Here is a 25816-nt window from a genome sequence, read left to right on the forward strand (position 1 = left end):
TCGGCTGGCGAAGCCGGACGGGGTGGGGTTCCACGAAGAAGACTCGGCGGAAACACCCCCTCCCGATCGCCTTCGGCGCTCGACCTCCCCCCTCGAGGGGGAGGTAGAAACGCCTCTCCGGGAGCCTCTTCTCGCTCCATCGATACCCTTCACTCGCTCTTCCCAATCGCGCGCGCCGGGCATAAATCTCGCCGCATGAGCGATACGCCCGACCTTCCCGAAACCCTCGATGAGGAAGAGGACCTCGCGGAGGAGGCCGAAGGCGCCGCTCCGCCCGAGCTCGCCGCCGACACGCCGGAGAGCGTCAAGCGCGGCGTCTCGGTCATCAAATCCTATTGGAAGAACGCGCCCAACGGGCCGGGCGTCTATCGCATGATCGCCGAGAATGGCGAGGTGCTCTATGTCGGCAAGGCCAAGAATGTCCGCAAGCGCATAGCGAGCTACACGCGCCTCGCCGGCCATGTGAACCGCATCGCGCGCATGATCTCGGCCACCGCCTCGATGATGTTCATCTCGGTCGAGACCGAGACCGAAGCTCTGCTGCTCGAGACCAATCTCATCAAGCAGATGAAGCCGCGCTTCAACGTGCTGATGCGCGACGACAAGAGCTTTCCCTATATTCTCATCGCGCGCGATCATGACGCGCCACAGATCGCCAAGCATCGCGGCGCGCGCTCGCGCAAGGGCGATTATTTCGGCCCCTTCGCCAACGCCGGCGCGGTGGGGCGCGCGCTCAATGCGCTGCAGCGGGCGTTTCTGCTGCGCTCCTGCACCGATTCGTTCTACGAGAATCGCACGCGGCCCTGCCTGCTCTATCAGATCAAGCGCTGCGCCGGCCCTTGCACGGGCGAGATCTCGATCGCGGATTATTCCGTGCTGGTGCAGGAGGCGCACGACTTCCTCACCGGCAAGAGCCGCTCCGTGCGCGAGCAGCTCGCGACCGAAATGACCGCAGCGGCCGAGAAGCTCGAGTTCGAGCGCGCCGCGCGGCTGCGCGACCGCATCTCCGCGCTGTCGCTCATTCAAGGCACGCAAGGGGTCAATCCGCGCAGCGTCGAGGAGGCCGACGTCTTCGCCATCGCCAAGGAGGCGGGCCGCTTCTGCATCGAGGCGTTTTTCTTCCGCGCGTTTCAGAATTGGGGCGATCGCGCCTATTTCCCGCGCGCCGATCAGAGTCTGTCGGAAGAAGAAGTGCTCGGCTCCTTCCTCGCGCAATTTTATGGCGAGCATCCGCCGGCGCCTCTGGTGCTGCTCTCCCATGCGATCGAGGATCGTGAGCTGTTGACGGAAGCGCTGTCGGACAAGCTCGGCCGCAAGGTGGAGATCGCGACGCCCCAGCGCGGCGAGAAGCGCGAGCTGGTCGAGCATGCGCAAACCAACGCCAAGCAGACGCTGACGCGCAAGCTCACCGAGGACGCCAGCCAGGAGAAGCTGCTCGTCGCGCTCGGAGAAATGTTCGGCATGGAGAAGCCGCCGCGCCGCGTCGAGGTCTATGACAATTCCCATACGGGCGGCCAGCAGGCCATAGGCGCGATGATCGTCGCCGGGCCGACCGGCTTCATGAAGACGCATTACCGCACCTTCAACATAAAGAGCGCCGAGATCACGCCCGGCGACGATTACGGCATGATGCGGGAGGTGCTGGCGCGCCGCTTCGCCCGAATCGCGAAGGACGCAGAAAAGCCGGAGGAAGAGGCGCCGGACGCTTTTCCGTCGAAGCCCGATCTCGTGATTATCGACGGCGGCCGCGGACAATTCGACGCGGCGCGCGCCGTCGCGGCGGAGATCGGCCTCGAGGGCGTGACCATCGCCTCCATCGCCAAGGGCGCCGACCGCAACGCCGGCCGCGAGATGTTTTTCGTCGAGGGACGCGAGCCCTTCCGCCTGCCGCCGCATGATCCGGCGCTCTATTTCGTGCAGCGCCTGCGCGACGAGGCGCATCGCTTCGCCATCGGCACGCATCGTGCGCGGCGCAAGAAGGAATTCGCCAAGAACCCGCTCGACGAGATCGCGGGCGTGGGGCCCGCGCGCAAAAGGGCGCTGCTGCTCGCCTTCGGCACCGCCAAGGCGGTGGCCGGAGCCGCGCTCTGCGACCTCGAGAATGTGCCGGGCGTGAACAAGGCGACGGCGCGGCTCGTCTTCGATCATTTCCAGCGCGGCGGCTGAGACGACGAGCGTCTAAAATTTGTGCGCGGCTCGGCGACGGTCTCGTCGGCGCTGACCGAGCGGCAAAATGCCGGTTTTGCCGAAGCTTCCCGCCGCTGCGCAGGAGATCGGACCGGCGGCGGAAGCGCGCGGCGGCGGCGAGGAGCCCGTCTCTTCTATTGACAAGGGAGGCGCTCGCCATGTTCCTTCGCGGCATGACATCGACGGCCATTCCGCCGCGCCGCGGGCGCGCGCTCTCCCTGCCCAATATTCTGACCTATGGCCGGCTCGTCGCCGTGCCCGTGGTCGCGGGACTCTTGCAATGGCCCGACGAGCATTGGATGCGCTGGACGGCGCTCGGCGTCTTCACCGCCGCCGGCATCACCGATTTCTTCGACGGCTATCTCGCCCGCGCCTGGGCGCAGCAGTCGTCGCTCGGCGCCATGCTCGATCCCATAGCCGACAAGCTTCTCGTCGCCGCCACGCTGCTGATGGTGGTCGCCGACCAGACCATTTCCGGGCCGACGATCTGGGCGGCGCTCATCATCCTGTGCCGCGAGATTCTGGTCTCCGGCCTGCGCGAATATCTCGCAGAGCTGAAAGTGCCGCTGCCGGTCAGCGCCATCGCCAAATGGAAGACGACGCTGCAGCTCTTCGCGCTCGGCTTCTTCATCGCCGGCCGCGCCGGCGAGCTGGTGCTGCCCGGCACCGTCAATATCGGCAGCGTGCTGCTGTGGATCGCCGCGCTGCTGACGCTCTACACCGGCTATGACTATATGAGAGCCGGCTGGGCGCATTTCGGAACGGACGAGGCGCGATGAAGGCTCTCTATTTCGCCTGGGTGCGCGAGCGAATCGGCCGCGCCGAGGAGGAGCTCTCCCCTCCCCCAGAGGTCGAGACCGTCGGCGAGCTCATCGGCTGGCTGAAGTCGCGCGACGAGGCCTATGCTCTGGCGTTCGAGAACGCCGCCGTCATTCGCACGGCGATCGACAAGGCCCATGTGCGCCATGAGACGCCCATCGCCGGAGCGCGCGAGATCGCTTTTTTTCCGCCGATGACCGGAGGGTGAGAGAGCGCCGCTCGACGCGCCGGCTCGCCGCCGGTCATGGGCAAATGGCAATTTCTCATGTGACGGCGCGTGGAGAATTAGGATGCCTGTCAAAAGGAGCGTCGTTCTCTTTCATTCCATTCTCGGCCTTCGACGAGCAGAGCGCGAGATCGCCGACGCCTTCGAGCGCGAGGGCGCGTCCGTATTTCTTCCCGATCTCTTCGCCGGACGCGTGGCGAAAACCTATGAGGACGGATTTCGGGCGAAGGACGAAATCGGCGACGCGCTCATCCTCGAAAGAGCCGAGCGAGCGCTCGAGGACGCCCCGGCGGACGCCGTTCTGGCCGGAATATCTTTCGGAGCGTTTCTGGTCGGCCGCGTCTGGAAAAATCGTCCCCATATGCCCGGAGCGCTTCTCATTTCGGGGGTGGCGCCATGGATGAAGCCGCCGAGATGCGGTCTTCCGGTCTCGGCCCATATCGCTCGGCCGGACCCTTTCGACGACGAGAGCTTCTTTACGCAATGGGCCGCGGCGGCGGAAAACGCGGCTCTGCAATTGCATCGATACGACAATGCCGGACATTACTTCTTGGACCGCGATCTTCCAGACTATGACGCCGCTGCGGCCGCGCTCTGCATGAAGCGATCGGTCGAATTTGTCCTCGGCCTTCCCTGATCCTCGGCGGCTGCTCGCTATGCTCACAATCCGCATCCAATCCGCCCCCTTCGATCCGGCGCATGAAGCCGCGCTGATCGAGGACGGCCGCCGCGACATTGGCGCGATCGTCTCCTTCACCGGCCTCTGCCGCGACGAGGACGGAACGCTCGCGGCGCTGGAGCTCGAGCATTATCCCGGCATGGCCGAGGAGGAGATCGCCCGCGTCGCCGAGGAGGCGCTCGCCCGCTGGCCGCTCTCGGCGCTCACGATCATCCATCGCCATGGGCGCATTCTGCCGGGCGAGCGAATCGTGCTCGTCATCACGGCCGCGCGCCATCGCGGCGAGGCCTTCGCCGCGGCGGAGTTTCTGATGGACTATCTGAAGACCAGAGCGCCCTTCTGGAAGAAGGAGCATCGCGCCGACGGCGGCGTCGGCGACTGGGTCGAGGCCAAGGCCAAGGACGATGCGGCGGCGGAGCGCTGGCGCAAGTAGCGACAAAAAAGGCGGCCCTCGCGGCCGCCTTTCTCGAGTCTTCTCCTGATGGAGGCTCACTCCGTATAGGCGAGCGCCCCACCCGGCAGGTGCTGCTCCACGCCCTTGTAGCGATTGGAGCGCTGGCCCATCATCGTCTCGAAGGCCTCGTGAACCTCGCTCACCGATTTCGGCTTCATCTTCTTGCCCTCGCGGGCGAAGAAGATCGGCTTATTGGCGCGAGCGGGCCGCGGCAGCAGCTTGGCGGCCGGCGTGTTGGGCGCCTCCTCCACCTTCGCCATGAAGCGGGCGGCGTCGTCCGGCCCCAGGAAGTGGATGAGATAGGTCTCGCCCACGGTCAGCGGACGGCCGAGGCGCTCGGCGATGCGCTCGCCGTCATGCTTCAGCATCTCGGCGGCGAAGACCGCGGAAAGATACGGATCATTGCGCATGGCCAGAATCTCGGAGCGCTTCTGCGGCGCGACGCGATAGTCGCCGTCGATCGCCTGCGCCGCCGCCTCCTGGCCATAGCTGCGGCCGAACATGCGCACGGCCTTCAGCCAGGTCGAATCGATGAACTGGAAAAGCCCGCTCGCCGAGGAGGTGCTGGCCTTGGCCTTGGGCGCGAAGCTCGACTCCTTGTCGGCGATCGCCATCAGCATGGCCGGATCGGAGCCGGTGGTTTTGGCCGCCTGCACCACATGCTCGACAATGGCGCGGGCGACGCGCACGGGGCCGAATTGCAGCACAGCCGGAGCGCCGGAGAGGCTCGCCTGCGCCTCATTGGCGACGTCGGCGGCGCCGGACCACGCTTTCACCGCCTCGCCCATGGCCTCGGCGGCGTCGGCGTCGAGAGGCTGATCGGTGAGGCCGCGATTGGTCAGAAAGAACAAGGGCGGCGGCGCCCGGCGGCTCTGCGCCCCGGCTCGCGACGCCTCGGACAGTCTGAACCGGCCCCAGCCATCTGGCATAGAGAGCAACGCGGCCACCAGGGCGAAGGCGAGAGCCGTCGCTATGGCGAAAGCGCGAAGGAGCATGTGAACGGATCCGTCGGCCCCCGTGAGGGGGCGGTCCGCGTCTGCGCGGTTGAGCACGGGCAGAAAGCGCGACCATTTCGGCGCCGACGCTTCGCCGCGAACGGCAGGAGCTATCGCTTCGAAAGACACTCTGTTTCATTCCTCGCTGTTGTTTGGACGAGACAGAGGCTAGCAACCGCGAGGGGCGAAAAATCGACTGCGCGCGTCACGCGCGCGTCACAATCCGGCGGGGCTCCGCATTTCCCACAAGCCCTTAAAAATGAAGCGATCGGCTACGTACGGAGCCGGCGGGCCGATTCGCCCGCCACATTTGCGCCGAATCGACACAGCCACGCTTACGATTGAAAAAGCTAAGATTTTTTCCAAATCGTCAGAAGCTGGTCAGCTTCGCCAGCATATTGCGCACGAAATTGAACTCGGCCCCGGCCGTGGGCGTCGTGCGGCTGATGAAATCGACGACCTTGCCGTCCTTCAGCCCATAATCGGCGATGCGCTGGACCTTTTTCGACTTGTCGAAATAGACGGCGAGAATGTGCTGATCGGCGACCTCGGGCGGCAGGAAGGCCAGCTCGCGCTCTATGCGCTGGCTGAAATAGTACCAGGCGTCGCCGCCGATCGTCGATGTCGTCGACGGCGTGCCGAGCAGAGCCAGCACTTGCGGGGCCGGCAAGCCGATCTTCACCTGCGCGGCCTTGCGCTCGTCGATGACGGCGCCGCGATTGATGACGCCGTCATAGCCGAGGCACCCGGCGAGCGGCGCCGCCAGCAGAGCGAGGGCGGCGAGGCGGCGGGCCTGCCGCGAGACGACGACGAGCGAAACCCGAGACCGCATTTTTCTCTCCGCGCTGCGCCTCTCCCGAGGCCGACCTTTGTCGCGACAATGTTCGAGCTTGCCTAACTCTCGCTCTTCGCGAAAGCAAGCAGCGACGCCTCCGGCGCAACGCTCGGGCTGGCGTCGGGGCCTCTTCGACCGTATCAATGGCCGGAAAATGGCGAAGCTTCGACCAATGGGCGCGGCGCCCATCTATATTTCATATTGTCGGCCGAAGCGGCGACGTCCGAGGAGAAGGAGCGGCGAATGAGCGACGATCTGCAATTGCCCGAAACCCCGTTCTCGCGCCCGCTCGCCGCCACGGACGTTCCCGAGGACGGGCTGGAGCTGACCATCTCCGCCGACGCCGCCGAGCGCACGGCCCTCGCCGAAACAGACGATCTCGTCGCGCTGAGCCGTCTCGAGGCGAAGCTGAAAGTGACGCGCGCGGGCCGCGGCGGCCTGCGCGTCGCCGGCGAGCTCACCGCCGACGTTCGCCAGACCTGCGTGGTGACGCTCGAGGAATTCGACGCCCGCGTCGTGGAGCCCATAGACGTATCCTTCGCGCCGGAGGCCGCCCCCGCCGCCCCGCCCCCGACGGAGCGCATGTCGCGTCGCCGGCGCGAGGCCGAGCCGGAGGAGCAAAAGGAGCCGAGAGGAAGCCGGCACATCGCCGATCTCGACGAGGACGCGCCCGATCCGCTCATCGACGGGCGAATCGATCTCGGCGCCATCGTCGCGGAATTTCTCGCGCTGGCGCTCGATCCCTATCCGCGCAAGCCCGGCGCGCGCTTCGCTCCGCTGGAAGAGAGTGAAGAGGAAGAAAAGCCGCCGGCGAAAGTCTCGCCCTTCGCCGGCCTGCGCGACGCGCTCGGCAAGGGTCGCCGAAGCTGAGCCCGGCTTTGCAAAAGCGTGATGGAGAGCCTGTAGATTCGGCGGCATGCGACGATGCGTCGAGACCGGCTCGCTCGTGGGAAGCTGGAGCGACGGCAGGAATTGCTCTTGCGCTGGCGCCGCGCAAATGGCAATTCGTCAGCCGCTGGCGCCTTGGGCCGGCGGCGAGCCCGGTCCCCGACGAGAAATCGCTCGGAACCGAGGGCAGAAGCGGACCATAGCGGCTCCGCTTCGCCGCATCTTTCGCGCGTTCGGCGGACCCGTGGGGCGGAGCGTTGCGGGCCGCGCGGACATTCGCAATTCGTATTCAGTTCGGGAGACGAGGCAGAATGGCGCAGCCCATTCGCATAGCGTTGGACGCCATGGGCGGCGATCATGGTCCGAAAGTCACCATCGCCGGCGCCGCCATCGCTCACGATCGTCATCCCGACAGCAGCTTTCTGCTGTTCGGCGACGAAGGGCAGATTCGCGCCGAGCTGGCCGCGCATCCGCGCCTCGCCCATGTCGTGACCGTCCGTCACTGCGACGTCGCCGTCCGCATGGACGACAAGCCGAGCCAGGCGCTGCGCTCCGGCCGTCGCGTCTCCTCCATGTGGCAGGCGATCGAGGCGGTGAAGAAGGGCGAGGCCGATGTCGCCATCTCCGCCGGCAACACGGGCGCGCTGATGGCCATGGCCAAGGTCTGCCTGCACACAATGGCCAAGATCGAGCGTCCGGCGCTGGCCAGCTTGTGGCCGGCGCCGACGGCGCGCGGCTATTCCATCGTGCTCGACGTCGGCGCCTCCATCGGCGCGGACGCGCGCCATCTCGTCAATCTCGCCGTTATGGGCTCGGCGATGTCGCGCGCCCTTTTCGAGCTCGATCGGCCGAGCGTGGGCCTGCTCAACGTCGGCAAAGAGGACATCAAGGGCAATGAGGAGGTCAAAGCCGCCTCGAGCCTTCTGAAGGAGGCGGACCTTCCCAATCTGGACTATCGGGGCTTCGTCGAGGGCGACGAGATCGGCCAAGGCGTCGTCGACGTCGTGGTCACGGAGGGCTACTCGGGCAATATTGCGCTCAAGACCGCTGAAGGCACTGCGACGCAGGTCATGCAGTATCTCAAGGAGGCGATCGGCAAGTCCTGGCTCGCCATGCTCGGTTATCTGCTCGCTCGTAGCGCTTTTCGCGAGCTGCGCGCCAAAGCAGACGTTCGCAACATCAATGGCGGCGTGTTTCTCGGCCTCGAGGGGATCGTCATCAAGAGCCATGGCGGCGCCGATGCGCTCGCCTTCGCCCGCGCGGTCGAGATCGGCTATGAGATGGCGCATCAAGGCCTGCTCTCCAAGATCCGCGACATGCTGGCCTCGAGCCGCCGCGACGACCAGGAAGCCGCTCAGTGACTCTTATCCAGCGCCCTCTGCGCTCTGTCGTCGTCGGCCTCGGCAGCTATTTGCCGAGCCGCATCCTCACCAATGAGGAGCTCGCCGCCAAGGTCGACACCAGCGACGAATGGATCACGCAGCGCACCGGCATAAAGGAGCGTCACATCGCCGCGCCCGGCGAGACGACCTCCATGCTCGGCGAGAAAGCGGCGCGCGCCGCGCTGGCCGACGCCGGCCTCGGCCCGGAGGATATCGATCTCGTCATCGTCGGCACATCGACGCCCGACTATACTTTCCCTTCGACGGCGACGCAGATTCAGGCCGCGCTCGGCATGACGCACGGCGCCGCCTTCGATCTTCAGGCGGTATGCTCGGGTTTCGTCTATGCGCTGACGACGGCGGAGAAGTTTCTTCGCTCCGGCTCGCATAAGCGCGCGCTGGTGATCGGCGCAGAGACATTCTCGCGCATTCTCGACTGGACCGATCGCACGACCTGCGTGCTGTTCGGCGACGGCGCCGGCGCCATTGTGCTCGAGGCGCGCGAGAGCGAAGGCTCGCTCGCAGAGCGCGGCATATTGACGACGCATTTGCGCTCGGACGGACGCCATCGCGCGAAACTGCATGTCGACGGCGGCCCCTCCTCGACGGGAACGGTCGGGCATTTGCGCATGGAAGGCAAAGAAGTCTTCCGCTTCGCCGTCGGCATGGTAACGGATGTCGTTACGGACGCCTTTGCGGCGACGGGTTTCACCGCGACGGATCTCTCCTGGTTCGTGCCGCATCAGGCCAATCGCCGCATCATCGACATGTCGGCGACGAAGCTCGGAATCGCGCCGGAAAAGGTCGTCGCCACAGTGCATTTGCACGGCAACACATCGGCCGCCTCCATCCCCCTCGCACTGTCGGTCGCGCGCGACGACGGACGCATCAAGCGTGACGATCTCGTGATGCTCGAAGCGGTCGGCGGCGGATTCACATGGGGTTCGGCGCTCATCCGCTGGTGAGGCGCCACGAAATCCCGGTCGTGAAACTGCAACCTGCGCTTGATTTTCGTCGTAGTTTCTGAAAAATAATCAAATTGAGTTTTTCGCTCCTCGCGAACGGGGCCTGCGGCGCCCTGTTGCGATCATCCGCGACGAACCCGCCTCGCGCGAGAGTTGTCACAAACCAGAAAAAGAAGTCGAGCTCGACGATGTTAGTTTCGTTTTGAATCGATAAGGCCGATCATGTCGCAAAATGTTTCAGAAAAAGCCCCGCCGGCAGTCGAAGACCTTTCCCGGGACGAAAACGTCATTTCCGAGATTCCAACCTCACAGGGACATCACACGGTGACGCGCGCCGATCTCGCGGACGCCGTACATCGCCGCATCGGCCTCTCGCGCGCCGAGTCCGGCGAGTTCGTCGAAGCCGTGCTGTCGGAGATTTTCAACGCCATCGTCTCCGGCGAGGATGTGAAGCTCTCCTCCTTCGGCTCCTTTCATATTCGCTCCAAGGGCGAGCGCGTCGGACGCAATCCGAAGACGGGCGCCTCGGCGCCGATCACCGCGCGCCGCGTCGTGATGTTCAAAGCATCCAATGTGCTGCGTGGACGCATCAACGGGCGTCACGACGCAGAGGATTAGCGCTTCTCGTCGAGCGACGCCGGATCGTTTCGCTTGCCGAGGCCGCGATCGGCGACGTAGAAGCGCGCCATGAGCGAGCGAGCCAGAGACTCTGCGCAGACGGTCGAGCGAGCGTCCATGCCCACCGCTGTCTGGGCGCTGGGCGTTACCTCGCTGTTCATGGATTTCTCGTCCGAGATGATCCATGCGCTGCTGCCGGTCTATCTCGCCGGAACGCTCGGCGTCGCCATCGCCGAGATCGGCTGGATCGAAGGCGCGGCGGAAGCGACGGCGCTCGCCGTCAAGGTCGTCTCCGGCCGCGTCTCGGACATGATCGGCCGCCGCAAAGGGCTGGCGCTCTTCGGTTACGGCCTCGCCGCGGCGACTAAGCCGATCTTTCCGCTCGCCAGCGGCGCGGCGGAGGTGATCGCGGCGCGCGTGCTCGACCGCGTCGGCAAAGGATTGCGCGGCGCGCCGCGCGATGCGCTGATCGCCGACGTCACCACGCCGGAGCAGCGCGGCGCCGCCTATGGCCTGCGCCAGACGCTCGACACGGTCGGCGCGGTCATCGGCCCGCTGGCGGCGATCGCATTGATGCTGGCGACGCATGACGACACGCGCTTCGTCTTTTGGATCGCCTGCCTGCCGGCGCTGATCTGCGTGCTGGTTCTCGCCGTCTTCGTTCACGAGCCGGAGGAGACGCGCCCGCCCGCCACGGGGCGCAAGGCGCTGCTCGCGGGCTTTTCCGATCTGCCGCGCGCCTTCTGGCTGCTGCTCACATTCGGCGCCCTGCTCGCCGCCGCGCGCGTGGGCGAAGCCTTTCTCGTGCTGCGGGCGACAGGCGCGGGCTTGCGCATCGCCTTCGCGCCGCTGACGCTGGTGGCCATGTCCTTCGTCGCCATGATCGCCGCCTATCCGGCCGGCAAGCTCGTCGATCGCTGGAGCGAGCGCCGCCTGCTCGTCGCCGCGAGCGTGACTCTGGCGATCTCGGAGGCCGCGCTCGCCGCCTCGCAGGACCTTTCCTTCGTCTTCGTCGGGATCGCGCTCTGGGGCCTGCATATTGCGCTGGCGCAAGTGGCCTTTTCGGCGCTGATTGCCCGCGCCGCGCCGGCGCATTTGCGCGCCACCGGCTTCGGCGTCTTCGGCCTCGCCAACGCCGTGGCGGTGATCGCTGGCAATGTGGCCTTCGGCGCGCTGGCCGAGGCGAGCGGCCAAGGCTTCGCCTATGGCTGCGCCGCCGCCGCCGCTCTGGCGCCGCTGGCGCTTCTGCCGGCCATGTCGGGAGAGGGCGAAGCGCGCAATGGCTAAAGCCCGCCAGAGCTTCGTCTGCCAGAGCTGCGGAGCTGTGACGAACCGCTGGCAGGGCCGCTGCGAATCCTGCAACGAGTGGAACACGATCGTCGAGGAGAATGGCGGCGCCGGCGGCGGCTTCGGTCCGACGGCGCGAGTCGGGCGCGGCCGGCCTTTCGCGCTGGAGGCGCTGGCCGGCGACGCAAGCCCCGCCCCGCGCATCGCCACCGGCATAGAAGAATTCGACCGCGTGACCGGCGGCGGCTTCGTGCCCGGCTCGGTGGCGCTGCTCGGCGGCGAGCCGGGCATCGGCAAATCGACGCTGCTGATCCAGGCCTGCGCGGCCCTCGCGCGACGGGGCGAGCGCGTCATCTATATTTCGGGCGAGGAGGCCGCGGCGCAGGTGCGGCTGCGCGCCGAGCGGCTCGGCCTTTCCGACGCGCCGGTCGAGCTCGCCGGCGCCACGCAGGTCGAGGATATTCTCGCCACCTGCTCCACCGGCAAGCGCGCGGCGCTGATCGTCATCGATTCGATCCAGACCATGCATACGGAGGCGGCCGATTCGGCGCCCGGCACGGTGACGCAGGTGCGCGCCAGCGCCCAGGCGCTGCTGCGCCACGCCAAGCTCAGCGGCTCCACCGTCATTCTCGTCGGCCATGTCACCAAGGACGGCCAGGTCGCCGGCCCGCGCGTCGTCGAGCATATGGTCGACGCCGTGCTCTCCTTCGAGGGCGACAGCGCGCATCACTTCCGCATGCTGCGCGCCTCCAAGAACCGATTCGGCGCGACCGGAGAGATCGGCGTCTTCGAGATGACCGGCGCCGGCCTCGCCGAGGTCGCCAACCCCTCCGCCCTGTTTCTCGCCGGCCGCGACGCCGCCGCTCCGGGCGCCGCCGTGCTGGCCGGCATGGAAGGCCAGCGCCCCATGCTGGTGGAGATTCAGGCGCTGGTCGCGCCCACCTCGCTCGGCACGCCGCGCCGCGCCGTCGTCGGCTTCGATTCGAATCGGCTGTCGATGATTCTCGCTGTGCTGGAGGCCCATGCCGGACTGAAGCTCGGCATGCACGACGTCTATCTCAATGTCGCCGGCGGGCTGCGCGCCGATGAGCCTGCCGCCGATCTCGCCGCGGCGGCGGCGCTCGTCTCCTCGTTGACCGGCGCCACTCTGCCCGCCGAGCTGCTGTTTTTCGGCGAGATCGCGCTCTCGGGCGCGGTGCGGCCGGTCATTCACGCCGGCGCGCGTCTCAAAGAGGCGGGCAAGCTCGGCTTTCGCCGCGCCGTGCTGCCGCAAGCCCAGCAGACGAGCGAAGACGACAAAGCGTCGGGAGTCGCTTTGTCGCATTGCGGCCATGTCGCCGCGCTGGTCGCCGACATTGCGAAAGATTCGGTCGGCGCGCGCGAGCGCGGACGCCCACAGCGGCAGAGCTGAAGCCGTAAAAAGGCTTTTCGCACGCGCCGAACGACCGGCTCGGCCCCGCGCGCCTCTTTGCCCTCCACTCAGAATACGTAGCCACAGCCCTGACGAATAGGTGTTTTTACTTGTCTCCCTCAACAAACATCACAGGAATGACGACGTAGACGCAGAATAATCGGTGCAGCGCCCGCCGGGGATGGTTGCAGAAAATTAACCACGCGCAATAATGATTTCATTCAGCGAATCACACGTTTTTCAAGTTTCCACGAGGCCGACCAATGCAATCTCGGGAATTTGCGGAGACGAGCAGAGAAATCGCCCGCTGGAGTGAGCCATTAGTCGCGGATCGAATATTCAGTGTCTATGAGGCCTGGTTTCGAGGACGTCGACAAATGTGGGACGCTCTGGGACGGCAGCATTGCCGCATGTGGCGCAGCCTGCTCGAGGGCGAGCCGCTATTGGCGCGCGACGCCCGCAACGATCTCGTTCTGCTCGCCCGCCGCGCCAATATAGAAGAGCGCTCGCTCGAGGCCATAGACGAGACCGTGATGGACGAGCTCTTCCGCGTGATCCTGCGCCGCTGGCAAGGCCGCGACGAGGCGCGTCTGCACGGCATGGCGCTGATGATCGCCGCCTCCACCCTGGGGGAGATTCGCCGCGCCGCCTGAGCCCATGCGGCGGCCGCCCCGCTTCCTCCGCACGCCTCCCGCGCCACCCTTCTCGCAAATGCCGCAATCGCGGGGTTTGTAGCGCGCATCGCGCGCGCTTGTGGACAAACGGCGCCGCCCGCGCCGGGACGTGACGAATTTGGGCCACTCCCTTATACTCTGCGCCGAGATTCCGACGGCGACGACGAACGCGCCGGCCTCGAGCTTCGGCGGCGCCTTCGCAGCGCCGCCCGAGCGCCGGGCGCGACCCAAGGGATTCACGTTAGGGCGCGCGACCGCGCTCTAGAGAAGACGAAACACGAGAGGCCTTGCACATGCCGTCCTATCTCGATCTCGCCGTCACCATAGTGGTGCTGGTCTCGGGCCTGCTCGCGCTGCTGCGCGGCTTCACGCGCGAGGTTCTGGCCATTTTGTCCTGGGTGGCGGCCGCAGCCGCGGCATATTATTTGTATCACTTCGTCTCGCCATATCTGGCGACCTATCTGCCGAAGGAAAACATACGAAACCTCGCGGCGGCGGCGGTCGTGTTCTTCGCAACGCTGGTGGTCGTGTCCTTGTTCACCGTAAAGCTCTCGGACGTCATTCTCGACTCCAAGATCGGCGCGCTGGACCGCACGCTGGGCTTCCTATTCGGCGCGGCGCGCGGCTTGCTGCTCGCCGTGGTGGCCTTTTTGTTCTATGCTTGGCTGGTGCCGGACGCGAGCCAGCCGGAGTGGATCAAGAACGCCCGCACCAAGCCGGTGCTGCAGGCCTCCGGCGACAAGCTGCGGGAATATCTGCCCGACGACATCGAGGGGCTGGTCGCCAAGATCAAGACGAAGAAGGGCGTCGGCGCGGAAGAGCCGCCGGCCGAGTCCGACGGCGACGCCGGCAAGAGCGACGCCGAGACCGCGCCCGAAAAGCGCGGCGATCTTACAAATCGGCCGTCCGTCGCCACATATGGCTCGAACGACCAGCAAAAGCTCGACGCCCTGGTCTCGGGGCGAAAAGCGCGGTGAGCGTAAAGCGTCGACGTGACGACGCCTGAGGAGAAGCGACGAATGAACGGTTCTGACCTGGGCGGCGGCGGCGAACGTCCTTCCATGTCGACCATGTCCGACGATGATCTCGACGGCGATCGGCTCCGCGAATATTGCGGCGTCTTCGGCATATTCGATCATCCAGAGGCGACGGTTCTGACCGCGCTCGGGCTGCACGCCCTGCAGCATCGCGGACAGGAGGCGGCGGGCATCGTCGCCTTCGACGGCAAGCGCTTCAACTCGGAGCGCCGCCTCGGCCTCGTCGGCGATCATTTCTCGCATGAAGCCACGATCAAGCGCCTGCCCGGCAATTCGGCGATCGGCCATGTCCGCTACGCCACCACCGGCGAGACGATCCTGCGCAATGTGCAGCCTCTGTTCGCCGAGCTCAACACGGGCGGCTTCGCCATCGGCCACAATGGCAATCTCACCAACGCCCATACGCTGCGGCGCGATCTGATCGAGGAAGGCGCGATCTTCCAATCGACCTCCGACACGGAGGTGATTCTCCATCTCGTGGCGCGCAGCCGCAAGACGCGGCTGGTCGAGCGCTTCATCGAGGCGCTGCGCTCCATAGAGGGGGCCTATGCGCTCGTCGTGCTCTCCAACAAGAAGCTGATCGGCGCGCGCGATCCGCTGGGCATTCGCCCGCTCGTCATCGGCGAGCTGGACGGCAAATATATTCTCGCCTCGGAGACCTGCGCGCTGGACATCATCGGCGCGCGCTTCGTCCGCGACGTCGAGAATGGCGAGGTCGTCATCATCTCGGAGGAAGGGCTGGAGAGCGTCAAGCCCTTCCCGTCGCAGCCGATGCGTCCCTGCATCTTCGAATATATCTATTTCGCGCGTCCCGATTCCATCGTCCACGGCCGCCCCGTCTATGAGGTGCGCAAGGCCATGGGCGCGGAGCTCGCCCGTGAGCGGAGGATCGAGGCCGACGTCGTCGTGCCCGTGCCCGATTCCGGCGTGCCGGCGGCGCTCGGCTATGCGCGCGAGTCGGGCATTCCCTTCGAGCTCGGCATCATCCGCAATCACTACGTCGGCCGCACCTTCATTCAGCCGACGCAGACCGTGCGCGAGATCGGCGTGCGCCTGAAGCACAGCGCCAATCGCTCCGTCGTCGCCGGCAAGCGGGTGATACTGATCGACGATTCGATCGTGCGCGGCACCACTTCGGTCAAGATCGTGCAGATGATGCGCGACGCCGGCGCGCGCGAGGTGCATTTCCTCATCTCCTCGCCGCCGATCACCAATCCCGATTATTACGGCATCGACACGCCGCAGAAGGAGAAGCTGCTCGCCGCGACGCATACGCTCGAGGAGATGCGGCAATATATCGGCTCGGACAGCCTCGCCTTTCTCTCGATCGACGGCATCTACCGCGCCATGGGCGAGGACAAGCGCGATCCCGTGCGGCCACAATTCACCGACCATTGCTTCACGGGCGACTATCCGACGACGCTCACCGACGTGACCGAGGAGCGCGTGCGCACGCAGCTGTCGCTGCTGGCGGAGGCGAGCTGAGCGCATAGATCGCCGGAATTGCGCTGGCGACGAGATGCGGCTCGTCTTTCGCTGATCTCGATTTAGAGATAACGAATCCGCGGAGCGAATGAGCGCCTGCGGCGCGCAAACCGCCTCCCCCGAAATTCGGGGGAGGCGTAGCCGATCATTCACCAGCTGTATTTCAGCCCGCCCTTGCCGCCATAGCTGCGCGTCAAATCCGAAAACTCGCCCTGAAAATCCACGAAGAGCGCCAGGCGATCCTCGAGATAGAGCTGCGCGCCGGCCTTGATCTGCGCGAGATTATAGGCCTCCCGCGGACCGAAGACGGAGAAGCTCGCCCCCGGCAGCGCGACCAGCGTATTGGCGAGGCGTCGCTGCGGGAAGAACTCATGCACCCAGGCGACGCTGCCCGTCGGCGTGACGCGCCAACCATTGTCGAGGCGGAAGCTGTCGGAGAAGCGCAGGCCGAGGAAGGTCGGCAGCGAGGTCGTCGACTGGCCTCTGTTCGTCAGCGTAAGCGGGCTCGCCGGATTGAGGCCCTTCTCGGTGAAGGCGTCGGATTCGTAGAAGGCGACCTCCGCCGCGGCGAAGGGCGTCAGCTTCACGCGGCCGATGTCATAGCCATGGCCGATCTCGCCGCGCGTGCGATATTCGCGCGAGGAGAAATCCGCCGTGAGCTTGTCATAGGGCAGGAAGCCGAAGCCGCCGGCCGTGCGCGTCGTCGAATTCTGGAAGACGCTGAACGTCTCGCTCAATTCGACATAGGAGCGGCCGAAGAGATAGCTCGTGTAGACGCCGCCGTGGAAGGCGGTGACGTCGCCGCTCGTCTGCTGCGATCCGACGCTGAAGCTGGACGCGCTGCCGCCGGCGGCGACGCCGAGCAGCCAGTTCGGATCGATCTGATAATCGAGGCCGATGATTCCGCCGTAGTAATTGGCCTTGGCGGAAGGCGCTCCGAGGCCAGCGTCCGCCGAGGTGTCCACGGCGCCGCCGAAGAAGGAGCCCCAGGCGCGCCAAGTGCGGGTGAAGACCGGCGGGCTCTTCACGACGATGGGGCCTTTGCGCGATTCGAGCTTCGCATAATTGAGCGCGCCGGAAACGCTCTCGCGCGAGGTGATTCCGGTGACGTCGCTCATCTCGCCGGAGCGCCAGAAGGCGGCCTGATCGGCGATCGCAGAGCTCGCCAGAGCGCCGACATGGATCGCCGTCGATTGCGCGCCCGCGAGGCCGGCGCCGCTCAACGCATCGAAGCTCGCTTGCGCGCCCTGCGCCGTCTGCAGATAGAGCGTGTTGAACAGGCTCGCGCCCGTTGCGCCATAGGGGCCGACGCTCGCCGCCGTCAGCGCATTGGCCACGGCGCGCTGATTGGCGGTGGCCGCCACCGCGCCGAAGGCGAGATCATTGCGGTTCAAGCTCAGATAGACATTATTCGCGTCATAGCCGAGCCGCGGCGTCAGAAAGGCGAGATTGGTTCCGACGCTGGAGAAGCTCCCCGAAACGCCGCCCTGTGCGCTGAGGATGGTGTAGGACGTGCTCGGCAGATAGAGGCCTGAGCCGGCGAGCACATTCACCGAGCCGTTGAGCGAGGCCGCCCCGGTGACATTGGCGCGATCCGCGAGCAGCGGCGTCGCGCGCACCGAATAGATCGAGCCCGGCTGGAAGGCGAGCGCGCCCTTCACTGTCAGCGTTCCGATGGAGTCGACGGCGCCCGGCGCGAGCGTTCCGCCCGAATTCACCGTCACATTGCCGACTGTTCCGGCACCGGCCAGCGTTCCGCCCGCATTGACCGTGCTCGCCGAGACGATGGAGCCCGCAATCTCCAGCGTGCCGCCATTGACGATGGTCGGGCCCGTGTAAGTGTCCGCTCCAGTGAGCGTCAGACGGCCGGTTCCGTTCAGCGTGAGGCCGCCCGCGCCGGAAATGTCGTTGTTCCACGAATCCTTCGCGTTGAAGCCGCCGAGCGCCGCATTCATCGTCACGGAGACTTGCGAGCCGAAGGAGCCATAGCCATCCGCCGCGGCGAAGAGATTGAGCCGCGCATAGCCCGAGCCGTCGTCGAGCGGCTGGCCGGAGGCGAGCTCCGTCGTCGCCAGCACGTCGCGCAGCTGCGCCGTGGTGAGATAGGGAAAGCGGCTGGCGATCAGCACTTCCGCGCCGACGGGAACGACCGGCGCCAGATTGGTCGGGCCGACGGGCGAGAGGCCATAGGTCAGCCAATAGGTGTAATTGGCCTTGTCGGTCGAGATGCTGCTGAAGCGGTCGGTCGCCGATGTCGTCGCGCAAGCGGCGATCCCGCCGGTGCATGTGCTCAGCAGCGTGCGAAGATCGCTCTGCGCAGCGGAAAAGAGCGCCGGGAAATCGCTGGTGGTGGTGATGGTTCCGCCGAGCAGGCCGGGCACGGTCTGATTGGCGTAGGCGGGGTTGCCGTTCAATATCTGCACCAGATCATAATAGGTCTGGATGCGCGCGCCGATGACGTCGAGCGGATAATGCGCGCCGAGCACGATGCGGCTGTTGCCGAATTCGGCGCCGCGCGTGATGAGCTGCTGATAGCGCTCGGGAACCATGATCGCGAGCAGCAGGCTCGAGGTGAAGCCATAGGTGGAATGGCCGCTCGGGAAGGAGGCGTTGCTCTTCAGCGTCGGAATGATCGCCGTGGCGGAATTGGTCGAGACGCCGAAATAGTCATTGGCGACGAAGGTCTGAATCTGCGTGGGCGCGACCTGCGCGGGGCGGCTGTCGCCGACCGTGTTGGCGTTGGCGGGCAGCGGATTATAGGCCTTGTCATAGACATTGAACTGGCCGCCCGCCGGCAGCGAGACGCCGACCGCCTGATGCGCCGGATTTCCGTCCGTGCTGCCATTGGCGAAATAATTCTTGGTGAAGGCCGAGTCGCCCGCCGTGATGAGCGTGTTGATCTGGGTGAAGAGGCTCGAGAAATTCGTCGAGAGGCTCGTCGCGGTGAAATTGGCGGCGACGGAATTCTTCGTCGCGAAGACGGCGAAAAGATTGGAGCCGAGGCCGTCCGCCACCGACATGCCGTTCTGCATGGAGCCGACGAGCGAGGCGATCGTATTGTCGGAAATCGCCTGCGCCCGCACAGCGGCGGAGGAATTATTGTTGATGCCGATCGCGGTGGCGAGATTTTGATTGAGCACGGCGACGCCTGCCGGCGTGTTGTCCAAGAGGCTGAAGCCGGAGAGCAGATTGGCGTTGGCGATATTCGTCGCCGATTGCGCCATGGCGACGGACGGCGCAATGCCGAAGGCGCCGGCGAAAGCCGCCGAGGCCAAGAGACGTCTTTTCATTTTAGGGGCTTCCTCTGGTGAGCGCCTGAAGCTTTGCCGCTCGGTTGCCCCTATTGCTCCTTCGTGTATGCCTGATGACATCGCGGCCGAGACGGCGCGGCCCCGCTCTTGCTTTGCACGCGCTCGAAAGGGCTCTCATGACGCCGGAAGCAGACGACAAGCGCCTCTACGCCCCCGCCGCCGCGCGCAATCGCGGACCGATCCTCGACGTGCTGCGCGCGGAGCTGCCAGCGGAAGGGCTCGTGCTGGAGATCGCCAGCGGCACGGGCGAGCATTCCGCGCATTTCGCGACCCATCTGCCGGGCCTCGTGTTTCAGCCGACCGACCGCGACGAGAGAGCGCGGGAGAGCGTCGCCGCCTGGGTCTCGGCGATGGCGCTACCCAATCTGCGCGCGCCGCTCGCGCTGGATGCGACGCAGCTGCCCTGGCCGGTCACGAAGGCGGATGCGATCGTCTGCATCAACATGATCCATATCTCGCCTTGGGAGTCGACGGAGAGCCTCTTCGCCACGGCGGCGGCGATGCTGCCAGAGGGCGCGCCGGTCTGCCTCTACGGCCCCTATAAGCGCGGCGGCGCCCATACCGCGCCGAGCAATGAGGAGTTCGACGCCAGCCTGCGCGCCAGCAATCCCGCCTGGGGCGTGCGCGACATAGAGACAGTGATCGCCTGCGCGCAGAAAAACGGGTTTTCCGAGCCGCGCATCGTGGAAATGCCGGCCAATAATCTGACCCTCGTGTTTCGCCTGCTCCGTGCTAGATAGGCGCTCATGACAGCGCCCGCCCGCGAGCCGATGACGATAGCGGACTTCCTCGCCTGGACGGAGCGGCATGAGGAAGGCCGCTACGAGCTCATCGATGGCGAGATCATTCCTCTGCCGCGCGAGCCGTCCGAGCATGTGGCGGCCAAGGGCAAGATCTGGCGCGCGATCGCCGAGGCTCTGGTCCGCGCCGGCGCGCCTTGCGAAGCCTATGTCGGCGGCCTGGGCGTCGCCGTGGACGCGCAAAATGTCTATGAGCCCGACATTCTGGTGAATTGCGGCGCTCCCATCGCGACGGAAGACGCGCTGGCCCCCGCCCCCATCGTCGTGGTCACGGTTCTCGGCCCCTCCTCCGACGCAGGTGCCGAGAGCGTGAAGCGGAAGGGCTATTTCCGTGCGGCGAGCCTCGCCCATTATCTCATCGTCGACCTCGCCCGCCGCGCCGTGACGCATTGCCGCCGTGACGGCGCGGCGGCAATGCGGGAAGAGACCGTGACCGAAGGGTCGATAAGGCTCGATCCGCCGGGCCTCGACCTCGCGCTGAAGGATATTTTCGCATGACACTGGAAGGCCGCGTCGCCCTCGTCACCGGCGCTTCGCGCGGCATAGGCCGCGCGCTCGCCGTCGCTCTCGCGCGCGAGGGCGCGCATGTCGTCGCGCTGGCGCGCGGGCAAGGCGCGCTCGAATTCCTCTATGACGAGATCACCGGCTTCGGCGGCCAGGCGACCATCGTCCCGCTCGACGTCACCGAGTTCGACAATCTCGACCGGCTCGGCGCCTGCATTCACGAGCGCTGGAAGAAGCTCGACATTCTGGTCGGCAACGCCGGCCTGCTCGGCCCGGTGTCGCCGCTCGCCCATGTCGATCCGCCGCAATGGAGCCGACTCTTCGACGTGAATGTCACCGCCAATTGGCGGCTCATTCGCGCAATGGACGTTCTCTTGCGCTCGTCGGACGCCGGACGCGCGGTGTTCGTCACCTCCGGCGCGGCGCATCGCATCAAGCCCTATTGGGGGCCTTACGCCGTCACCAAGGCGGCGCTGAACGCGCTCGGCCGCACTTACGCCGCCGAGACGCAGAACACCTCACAAGTGAAGGTGATGCTCGCCAACCCCGGCCCGCTGCGCACGCAGATGCGCGCCGCCGCAATGCCGGGCGAAGATCCGATGACGCTGCGCACGCCGGAAGATCTGGCGCCCAAGCTCGTCGCTCTGTGCCGCCCGGATTGGACCGAGACCGGCAAGCTCTACGATTTTCCGACCGACAGCGTCATCGATTTCGCGTGAGCGCCCGAAAGGCGCCCACGCCGCTCCGCCTCACCTTCAGTGGTGATGGTGGTGATGGTGGTGATGATGATGATGATGATGGTGATGGTGATGTCGGTGGCAGAAACGGCCGTGATGGCGGCCGTGGCGACCGACCGGCTCCGGCGCGTAGCGCAGGCTGAGATGGCCGACGCCGGCCGAGAGAATGAGGCCGGTATTCGCCTCGACCGAAATCGGCTGCAGCGTCACAGTGTCATTGGAGCCGCCGACGAGAACCGAGCCGCCGCCGCCGACGCCGAGCGCGAAAGAGCCATGCGCGCCGACATAATCGCCGGCGAGAGCGCCCGGGCCCGTCGCGCCGCTGGCCGCAACAACGCCCCAGGCGAGCTCGCCCGGACCGCCGACTCCGATCACCGCGCCGACATTTGTGACGCTGCCGATATAATGGACCGGCGGCGCGCCGCTCTCATCCTCGAAGAGGCAATCGACCGTCCGCTCCTCGACGATGATGGCGACCTTGTCGCCGGAGAGCTTGCATTCCAGCACGCCGGCGCGGCCATGCGCCGAGGCGGAGACCGGCGCGAGCGTCGCCAACAGAGCCGCAACGCCGACCGGCGCCGCCGCCACGCGAAAGAGAGTCTTCAGATAATTCGTCATAGCCACCTCCCAATTTTCGCCGCGCCCCCCGCCCTCAGCGGGACGATATACGCGGCGCTTCGAAAGCCCGTCTTGTGCTTCGCCGTCACATAAGGACAGCGAAGGCGCTCTGAAAGTGCGCGCCCGCACAAGGCCGCGCTCGCCCTTGCGGCGCAGGCTTTTTCATCCGATCTTAGCGGCCGGGGCGGGAGCGATCGGAGAGGAAAAGCAAGCGTGTCGCAGGGACTTCCCGTCGTGATCGAGCGGCCGATGACGGAGGCCGACCGCGCCGCCCTGCAAGCGGCCGTCGAAATTCTGGAGCGCGAGAGCTTCGCCCAGCGGCTCACCACGCTCGCCGGACGACAGATCGGCTTCGCCGGCCGCATCATTCCGACAGCGCTGCAGGAAGTGGCCGCGAGCGCGACCCGCCGCGGCATCAAATCGGCCCTGCGCGTCGCCATCTCGAGCCTCGATCCCGCCGCCCCGGCGCGCGACGCCTCGCGGCTGCATCTACGCCTCGCCGCGGCGAGCGGCGCGATCGGCGGCGCCATCGGCCTCGTCAGCCTGCCGATCGAGCTGCCGGTCTCCACCGTCATCATGCTGCGTTCGATCGCCGACATCGCCCGCAGCGAGGGCGAGGACCTCGCCGATCCAGAGGCGACGATCGCCTGTCTGCAAGTCTTCGCGCTCGGCGGCCATGCGGAGGAAGGCAATCTCCTCGAGGGCGGCTATCTCGCCATTCGCGGCCTGCTCGCCAAAACGGTGAGCGACGCCGCGCATTATGTCGCCGCGACCGCCGTCGCCGACGAGACGGCGCCGGTGCTGGCGCGGCTCATCGCGCAAATTTCGACGCGCTTCGGCGTCGTCGTCTCGCAAAAGGCCGCGGCGCAGGCGGCGCCCGTGCTCGGCGCTCTGGGCGGCGCGGCGGTCAATATCGCCTTCACACGGCATTTCCAATCGCTGGCGCGCGGACACTTTACCGTGCGTCGATTGGAGCGCGCCTATGGCCGCGAGATCGTCTTTGGCGAATATGCGCGCTTGGCGGGACGCGCGTGAGGAGCTGATAGCGAATAGCGAGTAGAGCTTCTTACTATTCGCTATTCGCTATTCGCTACTTCGCCACTTCCGCCGGATGCAGCGCGCGCCAGAGATTTTCCACCTGGCTCAGCGTGCCGATATTGGCCTCGTTCTCCTCGAGCAGAATGGCGTCGGCCTCTTCCGCGCTGGCGCGCAGCTCGGCGAGATCGGCCGTACGCCGCTCGCCATTGCCGGTCTCGCCCGGCGCGGTGTGATAGCGGACGAGATCGAAGTCGTCATTGGCGAGCCGCATGGAGAACCAATAATCGATCTGCGGCGGACACGGCGCCTGCGCGAGAGACACGATGATCTCGCGCACGAAGCTGCCGCCGAGCGCGAGCAGCTTGGGCCCACGCGCGCATTGGGCCTTGGCGTCGGGCGCGCGCAAAATGGTCGCGACGGGATAGTGCGGATCGGGCCAGAGAAGATTGAGCAGATCGAGCAGATCGCGATCCGTTCCCAAAGCGACATTGTCGCGGCGCCAATCGAAATCGAAGAGGCCGAGGCCCGCCTCTTCTCCGATGAGGCGCGTCGCTTCGCGCGTCGCCAGCGCGGCGCCGAGCAGATTCCAATGCGTGCCGCCGCGCGGAAAGAAGTCGATGTCGAAATCCTTTTTGCGCGCCTCGAGCAGCGCCGGCGAATCGACGAAGCGCAGCCCGCGCGCCTCTAGCGCCGCACGATAGGGCGCGAGCTTGTCGATGGTTCCGCGCGCCTGCGCCGGGCATTTCATCCCGGCGGGAAAATATTGCGGATATTGCGAGGCCTTGGACGGCGAGATCACATAGGCGAAGCCTTTTCCGCGCGCATGGGCGGCGGCCTCGTTCTCGGCGACGCGCTGCGCCCAGCGCGCCAGCGTCGCCGCGCTCGGCGGCGCATCGCGGCGGCAGAATTCATCGATATAGAAACGCTCGAACAATTGCGCGTCGCGCCCGATGACGAGGCCGCTCGCTCCCGAGGCCCCGAACAGCGAATAAAGCAGCTGATTGCGCGCGCGCACCGCGAAGGGAAACACCGGCAGCGATTGCGCGAGATTGTCGGAGAAGCTCTTCTGCGTCTCGCCGGAGAGGATTTTCTCGAGCGAAACCTGCGTCGGCGACGGCTTGGCGACGCCGGCGAGCGGATTTGCGCTGCGCAGCCGCAATTTCGGATAGTCGCGCTCGACCGCGTAATTCCAAAGGCTCGCGAGAAAGAAGAACAGGACGGCGCCGGCGGCGGCGTAGATTGGCAGACGATGCAGAAGCGTGCGGCGCATCGTTCAGAACCGGAAATAGATGAAGGGCTTGAACGGATCGGCGAGGCCCTTGCCGACGGCGCAGACGAAGAGCAGCGCCAGAACAGCGTTGAGCGCGAAAGCGTGACGCTGCGCCAGCAGGCTCGAGGAGAGCCTGTCGCCGAAGGAGAGATAGAGCCGCTGCGAAAGGCAGATCGCCGCCGCTATAGAGAGCACGACGAAGTGATAGGCGGGAATAGCGACCGGCTCGCCGCCGCCCGCGAAAGGCCGCGCCATTGCGAGATAGAAGGCGCCCGCCTGCTCGAGCGACGAAGCGCGAAACACGGTCCAACCGATCGTCACGACAAGGAAGGTCAGAAGATTGACGAGGAAGACTGGGCGGCGCTTCAGCCAATCGAGGAGGAAGAGCCGATCGAGCACCAGGAAGAGGCCATTATACGCGCCCCAGGCGACATAGGTCCAAGCCGCACCGTGCCACAGGCCCGAGGCGAAGAAGCAGAGCCAGAGATTGACATGCGTGCGCAGCTCTCCGCGCCGATTGCCGCCGAGCGGAATGTAGAGATAGTCGCGAATCCAGGAGGTGAGCGACATGTGCCAACGGCGCCAGAATTCGGTGACGCTCGCCGCCACATAGGGCATGTCGAAATTCTCCTGCAGACGAAAGCCGAACATGCGCGCGAGGCCGATCGCCATGTCGGAATAGCCGGAGAAATCGAAATAGATCTGGAAGGTGAAGAACAGCACGCCCGCCCATGCGTCGAGAAAGCCGATGCGCGACGCGTCTTGCGAGAAGACGAGATCAGCGCCGCCGGCGAGCGTGTCGGCGATGAGCAGCTTCTTGCCGACGCCGAGCATGAAGCGCGCGAAGCCTTCCGTGAAATCCTCGCTGGTCGCATGGCGGAACCGCGCCAATTGCTCGGCGATATCGTGATATTTCACGATCGGCCCGGCGAGCAGCTTGGGGAAGAAGAACACATAGAAAGCGTAGAGCGAGAGGCTCTGCGCCGGTTTGGTCACGCCGCGATGCACATCGACGAGAAAGGTGATCTTCTCGAAGACGATGAAGGAGACGCCGATCGGCAGCGCGACCGAGGCGAAGGCGAGCCCCGGCATTGTGAGCGCGCGCAAGATCACGTCGAGATTGGCGACGAGAAAGCCCGCATATTTGAAATAGACGAGCAGGCCGAGATTGGCGGAGACGCCGAGCGCGAGCCAGAGCTTGCGCGATTTATCGTCCGGCGGAAGCGCGGCTATGCGGCGCGCGATGAAGACATCGGCGAAGGCCGAGCCGAGCACGACGAAGACGAAGAGCGGCTCGCTCCAGGCGTAGAAGAAAAGGCTCGCCGCGAGCAGAATGGCGAGACGCGCGCCGCGATTGCCGCCGACGAGCAGATAGAGGCCATAGACCGCGGGCGCGAAGAGAAACAGGAACAGCGGTTCGTAAAAGAGCATCCTCTCGTCCGCGGTCCTTTCCCTCGATGACGACTGCGTCTTAGCAGAGTGGCGGGGCGCGAACAATCCATCGCGCCAATGCCGAGCTCGCGCTCGCTTCGTGACTTAAGCCACATCGGCGTCGCGCCCCCTCCTCCTAGGATCGAAACCGTTCGGCGAGATCGG

Annotated in this window: 25 protein-coding genes; 18 read left to right on the forward strand and 7 right to left on the reverse strand. The window is 65.9% G+C overall.

Going from position 1 to position 25816, the window contains the following annotated elements; genetic code table 11:
* The first annotated feature begins 195 nt into the window (after positions 1-195).
* The 5 genes from uvrC (at position 196) to METLW4_RS0110975 (ending at position 4344) form a co-directional block, all read left to right on the forward strand.
* Entirely contained in the window at positions 196-2166 is a 1971-nt protein-coding gene (gene uvrC / locus METLW4_RS0110950) for an excinuclease ABC subunit UvrC (RefSeq protein ID WP_018266253.1), read from the forward strand.
* Between the two features lie 179 nt (positions 2167-2345).
* Positions 2346-2966 (forward strand): CDP-diacylglycerol--glycerol-3-phosphate 3-phosphatidyltransferase, encoded by a 621-nt coding sequence (gene pgsA / locus METLW4_RS0110960; protein WP_018266255.1) that lies wholly within the window; start codon positions 2346-2348, stop codon positions 2964-2966.
* Positions 2963-3214, forward strand: a complete 252-nt coding sequence (gene moaD / locus METLW4_RS0110965) for a molybdopterin converting factor subunit 1 (protein WP_018266256.1) — start codon at positions 2963-2965, stop codon at positions 3212-3214. Before pgsA ends, moaD begins: the two co-directional genes overlap by 4 nt.
* A gap of 82 nt (positions 3215-3296) precedes the next feature.
* Positions 3297-3869, forward strand: a complete 573-nt coding sequence (locus METLW4_RS0110970; protein ID WP_018266257.1) for a dienelactone hydrolase family protein — start codon at positions 3297-3299, stop codon at positions 3867-3869.
* A 19-nt stretch (positions 3870-3888) separates the two neighbouring features.
* Entirely contained in the window at positions 3889-4344 is a 456-nt protein-coding gene (locus tag METLW4_RS0110975; RefSeq protein ID WP_018266258.1) for a molybdenum cofactor biosynthesis protein MoaE, read from the forward strand.
* 56 nt (positions 4345-4400) lie between these two features.
* Here METLW4_RS0110975 and METLW4_RS0110980 read toward each other — a convergent pair whose 3' ends face one another.
* Both METLW4_RS0110980 and METLW4_RS0110985 read right to left on the reverse strand, forming a co-directional pair.
* A complete protein-coding gene (locus tag METLW4_RS0110980; protein ID WP_245258433.1) occupies positions 4401-5360 on the reverse strand; it encodes a transglycosylase SLT domain-containing protein in 960 nt (319 codons plus the stop codon).
* 370 nt (positions 5361-5730) lie between these two features.
* Entirely contained in the window at positions 5731-6192 is a 462-nt protein-coding gene (locus tag METLW4_RS0110985) for an outer membrane protein assembly factor BamE (RefSeq protein ID WP_018266260.1), read from the reverse strand.
* Between the two features lie 246 nt (positions 6193-6438).
* Between METLW4_RS0110985 and METLW4_RS0110990 the strand changes: the two genes are divergently transcribed.
* The 4 genes from METLW4_RS0110990 to METLW4_RS0111005 all read left to right on the forward strand — a co-directional run bounded on the left by METLW4_RS0110990 (position 6439) and on the right by METLW4_RS0111005 (position 10048).
* Entirely contained in the window at positions 6439-7065 is a 627-nt protein-coding gene (locus METLW4_RS0110990) for a YceD family protein (protein ID WP_043332618.1), read from the forward strand.
* Positions 7066-7394: 329 nt separating this feature from the next.
* Positions 7395-8444: a phosphate acyltransferase PlsX gene (gene plsX, locus METLW4_RS0110995; RefSeq protein WP_018266262.1), complete on the forward strand. Its 1050-nt coding sequence runs from the start codon at positions 7395-7397 to the stop codon at positions 8442-8444.
* The gene (locus METLW4_RS0111000; RefSeq protein ID WP_018266263.1) at positions 8441-9430 is read left to right on the forward strand and encodes a beta-ketoacyl-ACP synthase III; all 990 of its coding nucleotides are present in this window, start codon (positions 8441-8443) and stop codon (positions 9428-9430) included. The genes plsX and METLW4_RS0111000 overlap by 4 nt, the downstream gene beginning before the upstream one ends.
* 222 nt (positions 9431-9652) lie before the next feature.
* Positions 9653-10048 carry an integration host factor subunit alpha gene (locus METLW4_RS0111005; RefSeq protein ID WP_018266264.1) on the forward strand — a complete coding sequence of 132 codons (396 nt, stop codon included), beginning with the start codon at positions 9653-9655 and terminating at the stop codon, positions 10046-10048.
* Here the strand turns inward: METLW4_RS0111005 and METLW4_RS28765 are convergent.
* Positions 10045-10167, reverse strand: coding sequence for a hypothetical protein (locus METLW4_RS28765; protein WP_018266265.1), 123 nt, complete (start codon positions 10165-10167; stop codon positions 10045-10047). The two genes, METLW4_RS0111005 and METLW4_RS28765, sit on opposite strands and share 4 nt — an antisense overlap.
* Between METLW4_RS28765 and METLW4_RS0111015 the strand changes: the two genes are divergently transcribed.
* The 5 genes from METLW4_RS0111015 (at position 10166) to purF (ending at position 15942) form a co-directional block, all read left to right on the forward strand.
* A complete protein-coding gene (locus tag METLW4_RS0111015; protein WP_018266266.1) occupies positions 10166-11335 on the forward strand; it encodes an MFS transporter in 1170 nt (389 codons plus the stop codon). The genes METLW4_RS28765 and METLW4_RS0111015 overlap by 2 nt on opposite strands.
* Positions 11328-12746, forward strand: a complete 1419-nt coding sequence (gene radA / locus METLW4_RS0111020) for a DNA repair protein RadA (protein WP_018266267.1) — start codon at positions 11328-11330, stop codon at positions 12744-12746. The genes METLW4_RS0111015 and radA overlap by 8 nt, the downstream gene beginning before the upstream one ends.
* Positions 12747-13123: 377 nt before the next feature.
* Entirely contained in the window at positions 13124-13399 is a 276-nt protein-coding gene (locus tag METLW4_RS0111025; protein ID WP_108918117.1) for a hypothetical protein, read from the forward strand.
* A 314-nt stretch (positions 13400-13713) separates the two neighbouring features.
* Positions 13714-14397 carry a CvpA family protein gene (locus METLW4_RS0111035; RefSeq protein WP_018266270.1) on the forward strand — a complete coding sequence of 228 codons (684 nt, stop codon included), beginning with the start codon at positions 13714-13716 and terminating at the stop codon, positions 14395-14397.
* Between the two features lie 84 nt (positions 14398-14481).
* Positions 14482-15942: an amidophosphoribosyltransferase gene (gene purF / locus METLW4_RS0111040; protein ID WP_018266271.1), complete on the forward strand. Its 1461-nt coding sequence runs from the start codon at positions 14482-14484 to the stop codon at positions 15940-15942.
* Between the two features lie 149 nt (positions 15943-16091).
* Here purF and METLW4_RS26470 read toward each other — a convergent pair whose 3' ends face one another.
* On the reverse strand, positions 16092-19232 hold the full coding sequence (locus METLW4_RS26470) for an autotransporter family protein (protein WP_018266272.1): 3141 nt from the start codon (positions 19230-19232) through the stop codon (positions 16092-16094).
* Positions 19233-19369: 137 nt separating this feature from the next.
* On the opposite strand from METLW4_RS26470, the gene METLW4_RS0111050 reads away from it, so the two are divergent.
* From METLW4_RS0111050 to METLW4_RS0111060, 3 genes are read left to right on the forward strand one after another with little or no spacing between them, the layout of a single operon-like run.
* Positions 19370-19993, forward strand: coding sequence for a DUF938 domain-containing protein (locus tag METLW4_RS0111050; RefSeq protein ID WP_018266273.1), 624 nt, complete (start codon positions 19370-19372; stop codon positions 19991-19993).
* A gap of 6 nt (positions 19994-19999) precedes the next feature.
* Positions 20000-20551, forward strand: a complete 552-nt coding sequence (locus METLW4_RS0111055) for a Uma2 family endonuclease (RefSeq protein WP_018266274.1) — start codon at positions 20000-20002, stop codon at positions 20549-20551.
* Complete coding sequence (locus METLW4_RS0111060) at positions 20548-21276, forward strand: SDR family NAD(P)-dependent oxidoreductase (RefSeq protein WP_018266275.1); 729 nt, start codon at positions 20548-20550, stop codon at positions 21274-21276. Before METLW4_RS0111055 ends, METLW4_RS0111060 begins: the two co-directional genes overlap by 4 nt.
* A 36-nt stretch (positions 21277-21312) precedes the next feature.
* Here the strand turns inward: METLW4_RS0111060 and METLW4_RS0111065 are convergent, their stop codons facing one another.
* Positions 21313-21912 (reverse strand): DUF992 domain-containing protein, encoded by a 600-nt coding sequence (locus METLW4_RS0111065; protein WP_018266276.1) that lies wholly within the window; start codon positions 21910-21912, stop codon positions 21313-21315.
* Between the two features lie 249 nt (positions 21913-22161).
* Between METLW4_RS0111065 and METLW4_RS24640 the strand changes: the two genes are divergently transcribed.
* Complete coding sequence (locus tag METLW4_RS24640) at positions 22162-22947, forward strand: EcsC family protein (protein WP_051079669.1); 786 nt, start codon at positions 22162-22164, stop codon at positions 22945-22947.
* 55 nt (positions 22948-23002) lie between these two features.
* On the opposite strand, the gene METLW4_RS0111075 is transcribed toward METLW4_RS24640, so the two are convergent.
* A complete protein-coding gene (locus METLW4_RS0111075; protein ID WP_018266278.1) occupies positions 23003-24220 on the reverse strand; it encodes an alginate O-acetyltransferase AlgX-related protein in 1218 nt (405 codons plus the stop codon).
* Positions 24221-24223: 3 nt separating this feature from the next.
* A complete protein-coding gene (locus METLW4_RS0111080; protein ID WP_018266279.1) occupies positions 24224-25651 on the reverse strand; it encodes an MBOAT family O-acyltransferase in 1428 nt (475 codons plus the stop codon).
* Between the last annotated feature and the right edge of the window lie 165 nt (positions 25652-25816).

The organism is Methylosinus sp. LW4 (assembly GCF_000379125.1).
Classification (GTDB): Bacteria; Pseudomonadota; Alphaproteobacteria; order Rhizobiales; family Beijerinckiaceae; genus Methylosinus.